This is a genomic window from Bradyrhizobium sp. BR13661, assembly GCF_029892425.1.
Classification (GTDB): domain Bacteria; phylum Pseudomonadota; class Alphaproteobacteria; order Rhizobiales; family Xanthobacteraceae; genus Bradyrhizobium.
This window is the reverse complement of sequence record NZ_JARXWB010000044.1, coordinates 21,905-36,088: the sequence shown is the minus strand read 5'-3', so window position 1 is coordinate 36,088 and position 14,184 is coordinate 21,905. Positions and strand designations below refer to the sequence as shown.

At 63.9% G+C, this 14,184-nt stretch carries 16 protein-coding genes; 9 read left to right on the top strand and 7 right to left on the bottom strand.

All coding sequences use genetic code 11. The features are described from left to right. Positions 1 to 92: 92 nt before the first annotated feature. The 3 genes from M2427_RS38895 to M2427_RS38885 all read right to left on the bottom strand — a co-directional run bounded on the left by M2427_RS38895 (position 93) and on the right by M2427_RS38885 (position 3,063). Entirely contained in the window at positions 93 to 833 is a 741-nt protein-coding gene (locus tag M2427_RS38895; RefSeq protein WP_280712053.1) for an SDR family oxidoreductase, read from the bottom strand. 3 nt (positions 834 to 836) lie between these two features. Further along, a complete protein-coding gene (locus tag M2427_RS38890; protein ID WP_280712052.1) occupies positions 837 to 2,162 on the bottom strand; it encodes an FAD-binding oxidoreductase in 1,326 nt (441 codons plus the stop codon). 94 nt (positions 2,163 to 2,256) lie between these two features. Beyond that, positions 2,257 to 3,063 (bottom strand): undecaprenyl-diphosphate phosphatase, encoded by an 807-nt coding sequence (locus tag M2427_RS38885; RefSeq protein WP_280712051.1) that lies wholly within the window; start codon positions 3,061 to 3,063, stop codon positions 2,257 to 2,259. Positions 3,064 to 3,232: 169 nt separating this feature from the next. Between M2427_RS38885 and M2427_RS38880 the strand changes: the two genes are divergently transcribed. The 3 genes from M2427_RS38880 to M2427_RS38870 are packed head-to-tail and all read left to right on the top strand — an operon-like array spanning position 3,233 to position 5,888. Then, positions 3,233 to 3,925 (top strand): glutathione S-transferase family protein, encoded by a 693-nt coding sequence (locus tag M2427_RS38880; RefSeq protein ID WP_280712050.1) that lies wholly within the window; start codon positions 3,233 to 3,235, stop codon positions 3,923 to 3,925. Beyond that, positions 3,874 to 5,052: a tRNA epoxyqueuosine(34) reductase QueG gene (queG, locus tag M2427_RS38875; protein WP_280712049.1), complete on the top strand. Its 1,179-nt coding sequence runs from the start codon at positions 3,874 to 3,876 to the stop codon at positions 5,050 to 5,052. The genes M2427_RS38880 and queG overlap by 52 nt, the downstream gene beginning before the upstream one ends. A 44-nt stretch (positions 5,053 to 5,096) precedes the next feature. Continuing rightward, the gene (locus M2427_RS38870; RefSeq protein ID WP_280712048.1) at positions 5,097 to 5,888 is read left to right on the top strand and encodes an acyl-CoA thioesterase domain-containing protein; all 792 of its coding nucleotides are present in this window, start codon (positions 5,097 to 5,099) and stop codon (positions 5,886 to 5,888) included. Positions 5,889 to 6,032: 144 nt separating this feature from the next. Here the strand turns inward: M2427_RS38870 and M2427_RS38865 are convergent, their stop codons facing one another. Next, on the bottom strand, positions 6,033 to 6,500 hold the full coding sequence (locus M2427_RS38865; protein ID WP_280712047.1) for a nuclear transport factor 2 family protein: 468 nt from the start codon (positions 6,498 to 6,500) through the stop codon (positions 6,033 to 6,035). Positions 6,501 to 6,536: 36 nt separating this feature from the next. Further along, the gene (locus M2427_RS38860; protein ID WP_280712046.1) at positions 6,537 to 7,337 is read right to left on the bottom strand and encodes an alpha/beta hydrolase; all 801 of its coding nucleotides are present in this window, start codon (positions 7,335 to 7,337) and stop codon (positions 6,537 to 6,539) included. 244 nt (positions 7,338 to 7,581) lie between these two features. On the opposite strand from M2427_RS38860, the gene infC reads away from it, so the two are divergent. Next, a complete protein-coding gene (gene infC / locus M2427_RS38855) occupies positions 7,582 to 8,121 on the top strand; it encodes a translation initiation factor IF-3 (protein ID WP_280712067.1) in 540 nt (179 codons plus the stop codon). Between the two features lie 63 nt (positions 8,122 to 8,184). Here infC and M2427_RS38850 read toward each other — a convergent pair whose 3' ends face one another. Next, complete coding sequence (locus tag M2427_RS38850; protein ID WP_280712045.1) at positions 8,185 to 8,583, bottom strand: hypothetical protein; 399 nt, start codon at positions 8,581 to 8,583, stop codon at positions 8,185 to 8,187. Positions 8,584 to 8,856: 273 nt separating this feature from the next. Here M2427_RS38850 and rpmI point away from each other — a divergent pair, with 273 nt between their 5' ends. Continuing rightward, complete coding sequence (gene rpmI / locus M2427_RS38845; protein WP_007598540.1) at positions 8,857 to 9,057, top strand: 50S ribosomal protein L35; 201 nt, start codon at positions 8,857 to 8,859, stop codon at positions 9,055 to 9,057. A 90-nt stretch (positions 9,058 to 9,147) separates the two neighbouring features. Further along, complete coding sequence (gene rplT / locus M2427_RS38840; RefSeq protein WP_027561620.1) at positions 9,148 to 9,507, top strand: 50S ribosomal protein L20; 360 nt, start codon at positions 9,148 to 9,150, stop codon at positions 9,505 to 9,507. Positions 9,508 to 9,533: 26 nt separating this feature from the next. Here rplT and M2427_RS38835 read toward each other — a convergent pair whose 3' ends face one another. Further along, a complete protein-coding gene (locus tag M2427_RS38835) occupies positions 9,534 to 9,959 on the bottom strand; it encodes a hypothetical protein (protein ID WP_280712044.1) in 426 nt (141 codons plus the stop codon). Between the two features lie 151 nt (positions 9,960 to 10,110). Here M2427_RS38835 and pheS point away from each other — a divergent pair, with 151 nt between their 5' ends. The 3 genes from pheS (at position 10,111) to pheT (ending at position 14,143) form a co-directional block, all read left to right on the top strand. Next, positions 10,111 to 11,193: a phenylalanine--tRNA ligase subunit alpha gene (gene pheS / locus M2427_RS38830; RefSeq protein ID WP_280712043.1), complete on the top strand. Its 1,083-nt coding sequence runs from the start codon at positions 10,111 to 10,113 to the stop codon at positions 11,191 to 11,193. Positions 11,194 to 11,273: 80 nt separating this feature from the next. Then, positions 11,274 to 11,738, top strand: a complete 465-nt coding sequence (locus M2427_RS38825; RefSeq protein ID WP_280712042.1) for an endonuclease domain-containing protein — start codon at positions 11,274 to 11,276, stop codon at positions 11,736 to 11,738. After that, a complete protein-coding gene (pheT, locus tag M2427_RS38820; protein WP_280712041.1) occupies positions 11,735 to 14,143 on the top strand; it encodes a phenylalanine--tRNA ligase subunit beta in 2,409 nt (802 codons plus the stop codon). The genes M2427_RS38825 and pheT overlap by 4 nt, the downstream gene beginning before the upstream one ends. Positions 14,144 to 14,184 lie beyond the last annotated feature (41 nt).

The window sequence follows — 14,184 nt, the reverse complement described above, 5'->3', positions numbered from 1 at the left end:
ACCCGGCCATCCACGTCTTTCGTCGCGGCACCAAGAACGTGGATGCCCGGCACAAGGCCGGGCATGACGAGCTATAGTGCGGGCCGCAACAATCAGAACTTCAGCTTCTTGAACACCGCCTCCGGCAGCGTCTTGATGATCAGCATCACGAGACGCCAGACGCCGCTGACGTAAACGACATCCGTTTTCTTCTCGACGGCGGCAAGGATCGCGTCGCCGACGACGGGCGCATCGACCGTGAGCGGGCCGATCAGCTTCATGCCCTCAGTCATTTTCGTGCGCACGAAGCCGGGCTTCACGGTGACGACGTGCACGCCGCCGCGGCTGGCGCGGGCGCGCAGGCCCGAGAGGAATGCGGAGAAGCCGGCTTTTGCCGAACCGTAGACATAGTTCGAAGCGCGGCCGCGGTCGCCCGCGACCGACGACACGCCGACAATTGTGCCATTGCCGCGGGCCAAGAATTTTTCCGCGAACAGGCCGAGGATCAGCGACGGGCCCTCGTAGTTCGACCGCATGATCGTGGTGGCGTGTGCGAGATCGCTCTCGGCGTTTTGCTGCACGCCCAAAAGGCCGACGATCGAGATGACGACATCAGGCAAGACAGGAAGGCCGGCGACGAAGCCCTCGAACGAAGCGGTGTCGAGCACATCGAACCTCCACGTGCTCGCTTCAACATTGTAGCGCGCGCGCAGATCGGCCGCGTCAGGCGCGAGCGCGGCAACGTCGCGGCCGGCGAGGGCGACATCGTATCCAGCCTTGGCAAAGGCACGCGCCGCGGCGCGGCCGATATCGGAGGAGCCACCGAGCACCAGAACGGACTTGCGTGACGTCACGGCTTAAACCTCATCGAACAGGCGTTGTGACAACTTTGAGCGGATGTTGCCGGCAGGATCGAGCGATTTGCGGATCGCGTTGAAGCGCGCCAGCGCGGGATAGCCGGCCTCAAAGGTCGCGCGCGACTGGCGCGCATCCTTGGCGAGATAGAGCCGGCCGCCGGCGGCGACGACGAGCCGATCGATCTCGTCGAGGAAATTCAGGATGTCGCCCTTCACCGGGAAATCCAGCGCCAGCGTGTAGCCGGGCTGCGGAAACGACAGCAGGCCGTCGCCCTGGCCAAGCTTTTTGAGCACGGCGAGGAACGAGGCATCGCCACGCTGCGAGACGCGATCGAGGATATCGCCGAGCACGGCGCGCGCGCCGGCTTCCGGGATCACGCATTGATGCTGAAGAAAACCGCGTCGTCCGTAGATGCGATTCCAGTCGGCAATGCTGTCGAGCGGAAAGAAATACGGATAGAGCGAGACGATTTGGTCGCTGCCGGCACGCCGTGCGCCCATGCGATAATAGAGCTCGTTGAACGCACGGATGCTATAGCGGTTCAGCGTCATCGACGGCAGGTCGATGGGCACGGCGAGGCCTGGATTTTTGCCGACGGGGAATCGATCCGCGCCTTGGGCAAGCTCATCAGCGCGGGCGTGCTCGCCGAGATAGATCAGCGAGCGGCCGAGGTCGCGCCCGCGCGCCACGCAATCGATCCACGCCACCGAATAGGTCGCGGAGTAGCTCGCCTCGAGCGCACGCATTGCGGCGTCGAGATCGGATGCTGAAATCACCCGCTCGCGGATCCAGCCGGTCTCGACGGGGCGCAGCCGCATGGTGGCTTCGAGGATCACGCCGGTGAGGCCCATGCCGCCGACGGTCGCAAAGAAAGCATCGGAATTTTGCTCGCGCGAGGCCTCGATTGTCTCGCCCGCCCCGGTGCGCAGCAGGATGCTGTCGACATAGCGGCCGAAGCCACCCTCGCCGTGGTGGTTCTTGCCATGCACGTCGGCCGCAATCGCGCCGCCGACCGAGACGAAGCGCGTGCCCGGTACCACTGATGGCAGGAAGCCGCGCGGGCCGAAGGTGTCGATGAGATCCGAGAGCAGCACACCGGCCTCAACGCGGATGCGGCCCGTCGCCGGATCGAACGACCTGATACGGTCGAACCCGGTCATGCCGATGGTCCTGACGGCGCCGATCGCGGCATCGCCATAGGCGCGGCCGTTGCCCCGGGCGACAGAACCGGCGATGACGGCATCGGCCACCGCCTCGAACGAGCGCGGCCGCAGCACTTCGCACTCGACGACCGGGAAGCGCCCCCAGCCGCTGACTGACGTCATCGTTCAGCTCCGTCCGCGGACCACCCCGCTCAGGGACCTGCCTAGCGGTCAAAAGCTGATATTGCGTTGAGGCTTGTCAGCGACTTTTCAAAGGTTAATGGCCGAGCGCCAGCGCGATCAGGCCGAGGGTGCCGACGATGACGCGCCACCAGGCGAACACCACGAAACCGTGGCGGGTGACATATTCGAGGAACGACTTCACCACGATAATCGCGGTGATGAACGACACCACGAAGCCGATCGCGACGATGTTCATGTGGTCCATCGTCATCTCGGAGCGGTTCTTGTAGAAGTCGTAGGCGAACGCGCCGATCATGGTGGGAATGGCGAGGAAGAACGAGAATTCCGCCGCCGCCCGCTTGTCCGCGCCCAGCAACATCGCAGCCACGATACTGGCACCGGAGCGCGACACGCCCGGGATCATCGCGACGCACTGCGCGATGCCGATATAGAGATACATCAGCAGCGGAAACCGGGTGGCGTCATGCTCGCGCGGCTTGAGATCGAGCCTGTCGACCCAGAGCAGGATGGCGCCGCCGACGATCAGCGAGAAGCAGACGACCCACGGATTGAACAGCATGCTCTTGATGTATTTGCCGGCGACGAGGCCGACGACAACTGCGGGTAGGAACGCCACCAGCACGCCGATCACGAAGCGGCGCGCATAGGCATCGCCCGTGAACATGCCGATGGCGACATCCCACAGCTTCTTGAAGTAGAGGCCCACGATCGCGAGGATCGCACCGAGCTGGATCAGGACCGTAAACGAATCCCAGAAGGCGCCCTCGCCGAGGCCGAAGAAGCGCTCCGCAAGGAGCAGGTGGCCGGTCGAGGAAACGGGAAGGAACTCGGTGACGCCCTCGATGATGCCGAGGATCACTGCCCGTATTGCATCTGACATATTTACGGTCCATTTCCGCTGGAAAAGCGGGGCTCTTCTCGCCTATTCGCCCCTCGCTCGCAATCGCAAAATGCGCTATCGCGCCCTTGCGGAGCGGTTTTGAAGGACTAGTGTGGCGCCGCACAAACATTGATGGATTCTTAAGCACCATCAAATAGTCAAAGGCTTCATGTTTACGCTGTTTCATCATCCGTTCTGCCCGCATTCGCGCTTCATCCGCCTGATCGCGGGCGAATACGGGCTCGAACTGAAGCTGGTCGAAGAACGCAGCTGGGAGCGGCGCGAGGCGTTTCTGCTGCTCAATGCAGCCGGCACGACGCCAGTTCTGGTGGACGACGAACAGCCGCCGATTCCGGGCGCGGCGATCACCGCCGAATATATCGACGAGGCCTACGGCGCCGAGATGGGACCCAAGCGCCTGATGCCGGAGACGATCGCCGAACGCGTCGAGGTCCGCCGGCTGATGGCCTGGTTCAACGAGAAGTTCTTCGAGGAAGTTTCGCACCCGCTCGTCACCGAGCGCATCTACAAGCGCTTCATGAGCGAGGACAATGGCGGCGGTGCGCCCTCCGCCGACGTGATGCGCGCCGCCAAGGCCAACGTGCGCTATCATCTGGCCTATATCGGCTGGCTGGCGCAGACGCGCAACTTCCTGGCCGGCGACCGTCTGACCTACGCGGATCTCGCCGCCGCGGCGCATCTCTCGGCGATCGACTATCTGGGCGACGTGCCATGGAGCGAGGACGACGCGGCAAAGGCGTGGTACGCGCGGGTGAAATCCCGCCCGTCGTTCCGCCCGCTGCTGAGCGAATGGCTGGCCGGCGTGCCGGCGTCGCGGACCTACGTGGACCTGGATTTCTGAACTCCGATCCGACTGAACTGAAGGTGGCGCTGGCGCAGGAGGCGCGCGCGCTCGGCTTCGACTGTATCGGCATTACAGCGCCCGGCACGATCGAGAGCGCGGGAAAACATTTTCTCGAATTCATCGCATCGGGCGGCCATGGCGACATGGACTGGCTCGCGGCCAGCCCCGAGCGCCGCGTCGATCCGCGCGGGCTTTGGGCCGACGTGCGCAGCGTGATCATGCTCGGCGTCAATTACGGCCCCGATTCCGATCCGCTCGCGATCCTGAAGCAGCGCACGCGCGCGGCGATCTCGGTCTATGCGCAGGGCGACGACTATCACGACCTCGTCAAGAAGCGGCTGAAGGCGCTGGCGCGCTGGCTGGTCGCGACTGCGCCGTCGGAGGTGAAGGTGTTCGTCGATACCGCAGCGGTGATGGAGAAGCCCTTGGCTCAAGCCGCGCATCTGGGCTGGCAGGGCAAGCATACCAATCTCGTCTCGCGCGAGTTCGGCTCGTGGCTGTTTCTCGGCGCGATCTACACCACGCTCGAACTGCCGCGCGACGACGCCGAGATCGATCATTGCGGCTCGTGCCAGGCGTGTCTCGACATCTGCCCGACCGCGGCTTTTCCCGCGCCCTACAAGCTCGATGCGCGGCGCTGCATCTCGTACCTCACCATCGAGAACAAGGGTCCGATCCCGCAGGAGTTTCGCAAGGCCATCGGCAATCGCATCTATGGCTGCGACGATTGCCTCGCAGCGTGCCCCTGGAACAAGTTCGCGCAGGAGGGCCGGGAAGCAAAGCTCGCCGCGCGCGATGAATTGCGTGCGCCTGGTCTCGCTGAACTTTCGCGGCTGGATGATGCAGCGTTTCGCGCGCTGTTCACGAAGTCACCGGTCAAGCGCATTGGCCGCGATCGCTTCCTGCGCAATGTGCTGATCGCGATCGGCAACTCCGGCGAGGTTGCGTTGGCGGACGAGGCGCGGCGATTGCTTGACGATGCGAGCCCGCTGGTGCGTGGCGCTGCGGTGTGGGCGTTAGGGCAGTTGCTGCTGCCGAATGATCTCGAAGAAGCGAGGGCTGCCCGCCCGAGTGAGCGCGACGAGAGCGTCTGCGAGGAATGGCGAGCTGTTTCCCAGGCTTGATTTCCCCGCGCGTTCCCGCAAAGTCGCACATCATGACAACAAACATGCCTTTCTTCACGCGCGACGGCGAGACATTCCATCCGACGGAAGTGGCCAACGGGCCCTGGGATCCGAAATCGCTGCACGGACGCGTCATCATCGGCCTGCTCGGCTTTGCCATCGAGGAGCGCCATTCCGGCCCTGAGTTCGTGCCCGCGCGGCTCACCGTCGACATGTTTCGGCTGCCGACCATCGACAAGCCGATCGAGGTCAAGACGCGGCTGGTGCGCGACGGCCTGCGCATTCGCGTGGTGGAGGCGGAGTTCTTTTCCGGTGGCGTCGGCATGGCGCGTGCCTCCTGCCAGCTGTTGCGCAAGACGCAAAATCCTGACGGCAATGTCTGGTCGCCGCCGAACTGGGACGTGCCGAAGCCGTCAGAGATTCCGAAGCCCACCGATCCCAGGCTCGGCATGAACGGCAAATGGACGACGCGCCCCATCGTCGGCCATATGGGTTCGCTCGGTCCGCGCCGGCTGTGGATGAGCGAAGTGCGCGAGCTCGTGGCAGGCGTGCCGATGACGCCGTTCGTGCATGTCGCTGTTGGCGCCGACTTCGCCAGCCCGTTCGCCAATGCCGGCGACAAGGGGCTCGGCTACATCAACAGCGACGTGACGATCTATCTGCATCGTTTGCCGGTGACGAACTGGATCGGGTTTGACGTTGTGAACCACCAGGCCACCGACGGTGTCGCCATCGGCGAATGCTGGCTCTACGACGAGCAGGGCCCGATCGGCACCGCGACGGTCGCCGCACTGGCACAGCGCAAGCCGATGGCGAAAGTGGTGCCGCAGCCGTAGTTATCCGTCATTCCGGGGCGCGCGAAGCGAGAGCCCGGAATCCATTCAACAGCAGGCCTCGAGGCCCGATGGATTCTCAGGTGCGCGATTGCGCACCATAGCTCGCGCCAAGTGGCGCGCCCCGGAATGACGGCGTGGAGGCAGCTACGCCAGATGCCGCTTCATCTCCGGCCGCGCCTTCAACTCGGCACCTTGCTTGCCGGCGATCTTCGCGATCCTTTCGGGCGCGAATTTCAGATCGACGAACGCCGGCGCGGTGTTGGCGACCTCGTGGTAATTCACGATCTTGCCGTCGCGGAGCGTCATGATCGCAACGCCCTCGAACATCGCCCGCACGCCGTTCGCTTCCGGCAGCGTTGATGTGTAGCTGAACGTGTAGCGCGCGTAGAGCGTGGTGCCGTTGCTGACGGGATCGTGCATGTCCCAGCGGAAATCGGTCGCCGTGCGATAGAACCAGTCGTCGACCATCGCGGCGATCTTCTCGCGGCCCGCGAACGCGCCATAGAACACGTCGTGATAGACGCCGTCTTCGGTGAAGAGCTCAGCAAAGGCACAGCCGTTGCGCTGTTCGACGGCATCGCAGAAGGCGCGCAGCATCGCGGTGGTGGTCATTGGATTTGCCTCCCGGCGCTTCTTGTCGCTCCTACTTCACCCGATCTCCGCCACCGCGGCAAGAATGCGTGCGATGTCTTGCGGGCGGGAGAGGCGGTGGTCGCCATCCTGGATCAAGGTGAGCACGACGTCGTCGGCCGGCAGGCGATGCGTCAGCGCAAACGCATGCTGCCACGGCACATCGGGATCCCTTGCGCCTTGCAGGATGCGGACGGGACAGCCGAGATCGATGGCGCTGCCGAGCACGAGATGGTTGCGTCCCTCCTCGATCAGCTTGCGCGTGATCGGATAGGGCGTGCCGTCACCATATTCGGAGGGCCGCAGCCAAAAGCCCTTGGTCTCGATCTCCTGCTTCACCTCGGGCGAGAAATTCTTCCACATCAGCTCTTCCGTGAAGTCGGGCGCCGGCGCGATCAGCACCAGGCCCGCGAGCGACGCTTTCCCTGAACGTTTCTTGATCTCGCGCGCGAGCAGCAGCGCCATCCAGCCGCCCATGGAGGAGCCGATCAGAATCTGCGGACCGGTGCAGAATCGCTCGAACACCGCGACGCTATCCTCGAGCCAGCGGCCGATGGTTCCATCGGCGAACTCGCCGCTGGATTCGCCATGGCCGGAATAGTCGAACCGGACCACGGCACGGCCACGCTCTCCGGCCCACGCGTCGAGCGCCACCGCCTTGCCGCCCTGCATGTCCGACTTGAAGCCGCCGAGCCAGACCAGGCCGGGACCTTGACCAGATCCTTGGCCGGCACGGTGGCGCACCGCGATCCTGCGCGCTGACGGACCCTCGCCAATTTCGATGAAGTCGAGCACGGCATCGGGAATAGCTGAGGTCATGGAACGTTTACTCTTGTTGCGGGGTTCGAGGTCTCCGGGCGCCAAGCAACCCTATATTGGTATTGACCCTTTGGGACGCTTGCGGAACGGGAGCAAGGTGTCTATGTCGTGCACCGTGCCGATAGGCGTGGCCAAAATGCCTCGCATTTGAGGGTTTTCGCTGCTCGCAACAGCGACTTGCTTGCCGGCAAACCCATATTCCTGCAAAATAGCCACTTCCTTTCACGATCTTGGAGAACCACCCATTCGCCGTCCCAATAGAGCCCCGCCCGTTGCCAGCAAAGATGGGCCGCGCATCAATGATGATATTCGCAACGCGCAAATCCAGCTGATCGATCAGACCGGTGACAACAGAGGCACGGTCGAGACGATGATGGCTATCAAGATGGCCCAGGAAGCGGGCATGGATCTCGTTGAGATTTCGCCAAATGTCAGCCCTCCCGTCTGCAAGATCATGGACTACGGGAAGTATAAGTATTCCGCCCAGAAGAAAGCCGCCGAGGCTCGCAAGCGTCAAAAGACCGTCGAGATCAAGGAGATCAAGCTCCGCCCGATGATCGACGACCACGACTATGACGTGAAGATGCGCGCGATGCTGCGGTTCTTCGAAGAGGGCGACAAGGTCAAGATCACCCTGCGCTATCGCGGCCGCGAAATGGCGCACCAGGAGATCGGCACCAAGCTGCTGGACAAGATCAAGACCGACGTCGCCGAGCTCGCCAAGGTCGAGCAGGACGCCCGGTTCGAAGGCCGCCAGGTCGTCATGGTGCTGGCGCCGCGCTGACGCCGGCTCGCCGCAGCCGAGATTTCAACGGCCCGTCCGGATCTCCGGCGGGCCGTTTTGTTTTCAGGTTCGCGTTGCCTGCCAGGTGCCGCTGCATTGGTCGCCGGAGATGACGCCCTTCCAGGAACCGGCACCGGCCGCGCCGCCCAGACGGCCGCCGCCGGTGGCATGGGAGGCACCGACCGACACCTGAACCGCGACGGCCCCGCCGCGATTGACGGTACCGGACACACGGCCACCGCCGGCGGACGACACCCGGTTGCCTGTGACGGTGAAAGGAACGCTGTAGCCCGAGCTGCAGGCGCCGCGGGTGGTGGCGAAGGTGACGTTCCAGACGCCGTCATAACCGCCGATACGGGCATCGGCACTTGATGGAACAGCGGCCGCAGCGAACGCGGCGAACAGCGCCAGACGGCGCGGGCGGACGACGACAGACAAAATCGATTGGGAAAAATGGGCCATTTTGGTCCTGCTCCGAACGGGACAGCGTGAACGATGGGGTGGCAACCCCCAATAGTCGGCGCGGCCATTCCCGCGGTTCATCGTTGCCATCCGGCCCGTCCTCTGTCATAAGGCCGACCTTCATCGCCCGGCTGATTAAGGGCTGCCGTGGCGGTGTTTCGTGCGGGTTTCGCGCTTGTTCGTAAAACCTGAGCACAATCAACGCTCTAACGAGCATTTTTGACGGCCATGCCGCCTTCGCGGGCGGATTTCGTTGGCCATGAGGAGAGCCAAATGCCCAAGCTGAAGACCAAATCGGGCGCTAAAAAGCGCTTCAAGGTGACTGCCACCGGCAAAGTGATGTTCGCTCATCGCAGCAAGCGTCACGGCATGATCAAGCGGACGAAGAAGCAGATCCGTCAGCTGCGCGGCACCGCCGTGCTGTTCAAGACCGACGGCGACAACGTCAAGAAGTACTTCTTGCCGAACGCCTGATCGCGTCCAGGATCGTCCAAGATCATTGCCACCTCTGTCGCGGCTTCCGCGGCAATCCTAAACCGAAGTCATCTCTGAAGGATTTTTGTCATGTCTCGCGTCAAACGCGGTGTGACCGCCCACGCCAAGCACAAGAAAGTCTACAAGGCCGCCAAGGGTTTCTACGGCCGCCGCAAGAACACCATCCGCGCCGCCAAGCCGGCCGTGGAGAAGGCCCAGCAATACGCCTTCCGCGACCGCAAGCGTAAGAAGCGCACGTTCCGCGCGCTCTGGATCCAGCGCATCAATGCTGCCGTTCGTCCGTTCGGTCTGACCTACAGCCGATTTATCGACGGCATGGCCAAGTCCGGGATCACCGTGGACCGCAAGGTGCTGTCGGATCTCGCGATCAGCGAGCCCGCGGCGTTCCAGGCGATCGCCGAGAAGGCCAAGGCTGCCCTAGCCGCTTAAGAGGCTGCGCTCGCCGCCTGACCCGGCTAGCGGGCCGACTGGCCCGCGGCCTTCAGCGCGCGTTGCGAATAACGCTGGGCAACCTCCGCCCGGCAGAATGCCGTGAACGAGATGTACATGGTGCCGGACTTGTTCCGGTACTTGATGTCGCACGCGTGCATCTCGCCTTTGTACGCCTGCGTTTGTGCGGCACTGAGGCCGGGCTTGAAGTCCGCCTCGCATTTCTTCTCGACGGCGGCGCCGAGCTGGACGTCGCCACTCGCGGTCAATTGGCAATCCTGAGCCAGCTTCATTGCACTTTGGCAGCTCTTCTGGGTGCTGATAGCGTCCACGACCTCGTCCAACGTCATGGATGTGTCCATGCAAACCATGGCGCGCGCAGGCGTTGCGGCGACCGACAGGACGATGGCCACAGCGGCAAGAGAAGCGGCAAGACAGCATTTCGAAGGCATCGCAAAGGTCTCCTCGTATCCTGTCTTGGTGCCCGGGCCCCGCACGAGGTTCAACCCAGCCGCTCAGGCATCAAAATGACCGGCTTTTTGCTTGACGTTACGCCCTTCTGGCGGCGACAACCCAGCCGAATTTGGAGCCAAGGATTTGCCTGTGTCCGACCTCGCAACGCTTGAAACATCCATCCTCGACCAGATCGCCGCCGCCGGCGACGAAGCCACGCTCGAAGCGGTGCGCGTCGCAGCCCTCGGCAAGAAGGGCTCGATCTCGGCGCTGCTTGCCACGCTCGGCAAGATGTCGCCCGACGAGCGCAAGACGCAAGGTGCGGCGATCAACCAGGCCAAGGACAAGGTCGCCGAGGCGCTGGCCGCACGGCGCGACGTGCTGAAGTCGGCAGCGCTCGATGCGCGGCTCGCCTCAGAGACCGTCGACGTCACCCTGCCGCTGCGCGATGCTGCGACCGAGACGGGGCGCATCCATCCGCTGAGCCAGGTCTGGGACGAGCTGACCACGATCTTCGCCGACATGGGCTTCTCGGTCGCCGAAGGCCCAGACATCGAGACCGACGACTACAACTTCACCAAGCTGAATTTCCCGGAAGGCCATCCGGCCCGCGAGATGCACGACACGTTCTTCTTCCATCCGAAGCAGGACGGCTCGCGCATGCTGCTGCGGACCCACACATCGCCGGTGCAGGTGCGCACGATGCTGACCCAGAAGCCGCCGATCCGCGTGATCTGCCCGGGCCGCACCTACCGCATCGATTCGGATGCGACCCACACGCCGCAATTCCACCAGGTCGAAGGCCTCGTCATCGACAAGCACTCGCATCTCGGCCACCTCAAATGGATCCTGCAGGAATTCTGCAAGGCGTTCTTCGAGGTCGACCACATCAACATGCGCTTCCGTCCCTCGTTCTTCCCGTTCACCGAGCCGTCGCTGGAAGTCGACTTGCAGTGCCGCCGCGACAAGAACGAAATCCGCTTTGGCGAGGGCGAAGACTGGATGGAGATCCTCGGCTGCGGCATGGTGCATCCGAACGTGCTGCGCGCCTGCGGCATCGATCCCGACGAGTACCAGGGCTTCGCCTGGGGCATGGGCATCGACCGCATCGCCATGCTGAAATACGGCATCGCCGATTTGCGCCAGCTGTTCGACAGCGACGTCCGCTGGCTCAACCATTACGGCTTCAAGCCGCTGGAAGTGCCGACACTCGCGGGAGGGTTGAGCTCGTGATGCTGGCGATCGGCCATACGATGACTCTCTCCGTTCCCTCCCCCCTTGTGGGGGAGGGTCAGGGAGGGGGGTAGCCACGGATGCCGCACGCAGTTGTGAGCGAACGTCAGCGCAGCCGGGCGAAGCAACTTCGCCGTACGATGACGCGCGCCGAAACACTGCTGTGGCGCTACCTGAAGGCCAATCGAATTGATGGGCTTGGCATCCGTCGCCAAACGCCAATCGGAAATTACGTCGCCGACTTCGTCTGCTTTTCCTCGAAACTCATCATCGAACTTGATGGGGAGACCCACGATTTCGACGAGCGCCAGAAGGCAGATCAGCGGCGCGACGCATTCTTTGCAGCCGAGGGTTTTCGAGTTCTGCGCTTCACCAACGAACAAGTGATGTCGAATCTCGAGGGGGTTGTTGAGGCGATCCGCCAGGCCGCGTCTGCCGGAGCCCGCGGCTCACCCCCCTCCCTGACCCTCCCCCACAAGGGGGGAGGGAACACTGACACCGACCAAAGCAATTCAACCGACAAGAGCCGAGGCACACAGCCATGAAATTCACCCTCTCCTGGCTGAAGGATCATCTCGACACCGACGAGCCCCTGGACAAGCTCGCCGACAAGCTCACCATGATCGGGCTCGAGGTCGAGACCATCGAGGACAAGGCGAAGGCGCTTAAGCCCTTCACGATCGCGAAGGTGATCTCGGCCGAGCAGCATCCGAATGCTGATCGGCTGCGCGTCTGCATGGTCGACACCGGTGACGGTGGCGCGCCGGTGCAGGTCGTGTGCGGGGCGCCGAATGCGCGCGCCGGGCTCGTCAGCGTGTTCTCAGCCCCCGGCACCTACATTCCCGGCAAGGACATCACGCTCGGCGTCGGCACGATCCGCGGCGTCGAGAGCCGCGGCATGCTGTGCTCGGCGGCGGAACTGCAGATCTCCAACGACCATGACGGCATCATGGAATTGCCGGCGGATGCACCCATCGGTGCTGGTTACGCCGAATGGGCCGCGCTCGGCGATCCCGTGATCGAGATCAATCTGACGCCGAACCGTCAGGACTGCACCGGCGTGCACGGCATCGCGCGCGACCTTGCCGCCGCCGACATGGGCAAGTTCAAGGACCCGGCCATCAAGCCGATCAAGGGCGAATTCCCCTGCCCCGTGAAGGTGACGGTGGAGGACGCCGCGCTGTGCCCGGGTTTTGCGCTCCGCCTCGTGCGCGGCGTGAAGAACGGCCCGTCGCCGGAATGGCTGCAGAAGCGGCTCACTGCTATTGGACTGCGCCCGATCAACGCGCTGGTCGACATCACCAACTTCATGACCTACGACCGCGCGCGCCCGCTGCACGTGTTCGACGCCAAGAAGGTGAAGGGCAACCTCGTCGTGCGCCATGCCCGCGAGGGCGAGACGCTGCTCGCGCTCGACGGCCGCACCTACGATCTCGATCCCTCCATCTGCGTCATCGCGGATGAGCACGGCGTCGAATCGCTGGCCGGCATCATGGGCGGCGAAGCCTCGGGCTGCGACGAGAATACCACCGACGTGCTGATCGAATCGGCGCTGTGGAACGAGATCAACATCGCCCAGACCGGCCGCAAGCTCGGCATCAACTCCGATGCGCGCTACCGCTTCGAACGCGGCGTCGATCCGGCCTTCATGGTGCCCGGGCTCGAGCTCGCCACCAGGCTGGTGATGGAGATGTGCGGCGGTACACCGTCGGAGAACGTCGTGGTCGGCAACGCCTTCGGCGATGACCGCATCATCGATTTCCCCGTGACCGAGGTGAAGCGCCTCTCCGGCATCGAGGTGCCACAGGTCGAGATGAAGCGCATCCTGACCCATCTCGGCTTCATGATGGCGGGCCCCGGCCCGGTGGTGAAGGTCGCGGTGCCGTCGTGGCGATCGGACGTGCACGGCAAGGCCGACATCGTCGAGGAAGTCGTTCGCATCTACGGCGTCGACAGGGTGCCGATGACGCCGTTCGAGCGCGGCGAGGACGCGCGCAAATCCGTGCTGACGCCACTGCAGCTCCGCACCCGTCGTGCGCGTCGCGCGCTCGCGAGCCGCGGCATGGTCGAGGCCGTGACATGGTCGTTCATCACGAAATCTGCCGCGCAATTGTTCGGTGGCGGCCAGCGCGAGCTCGAAGTCGCCAACCCGATCGCCGCTGACCTCTCCGATATGCGGCCGAGCCTGTTGCCGGGTCTCGTCGCGGCCGCGCAGGCCAATGCCGACCGCGGTTATGGCGACGTCGTGCTGTTCGAGGTCGGTCAGGTCTTCAGGGGCGATCGCCCGCAGGATCAGTTCATGGCCGCGAGCGGCGTGCGCCGTGGTCTTGCATCGTCGGAAGGGCTGGGACGGCACTGGTCGGGCTCTGATCAGGCCGATGTGTTCGATGCCAAGGCCGATGCGCTCGTGGTGCTGGCTGCTGCCGGTGCGCCGATGCAGGCACTGCAGATCGTCGCCGGCGGTCCCGCCTGGCTGCATCCGGGTCGTTCCGGCACGATCCAGATCGGGCCGCAGAACGTGCTCGGATACTTCGGCGAGATGCACCCGCGCGCGCTGGAAGCACTCGGCATAGACGGCCCGCTTGTCGTGTTCGAGGTGATGCTCGACCGCATTCCGGAGGCCAAGAAGAAGCCGACCCGCGCTAAGCCGCTGATCGAGCTGTCGGCATTCCAGCCTGTTACGCGCGACTTCGCCTTCATCGTCGATCGTGGCGTGAAGGCGGGCGAGATCGTGCGTGCCGCCCAGGGCGTCGACAAGAAGCTGATCACCGGCGTTATTGTGTTCGACGTCTATGAAGGCAAGGGCATCGACGACGGCAAGAAGTCCGTCGGCATCGCGGTGACGATCCAGCCGCGCGAGAAGACCTTGACCGACCAGGAGATCGAGGCGGTCGCCGCGAAGATCGTGGCGGAGGTCACGAAAAAGACGGGCGGCACGTTGCGAGCATGACGCCGAAAAGTGTGAGGCGGTTTTCGGACAACGTCATGCTC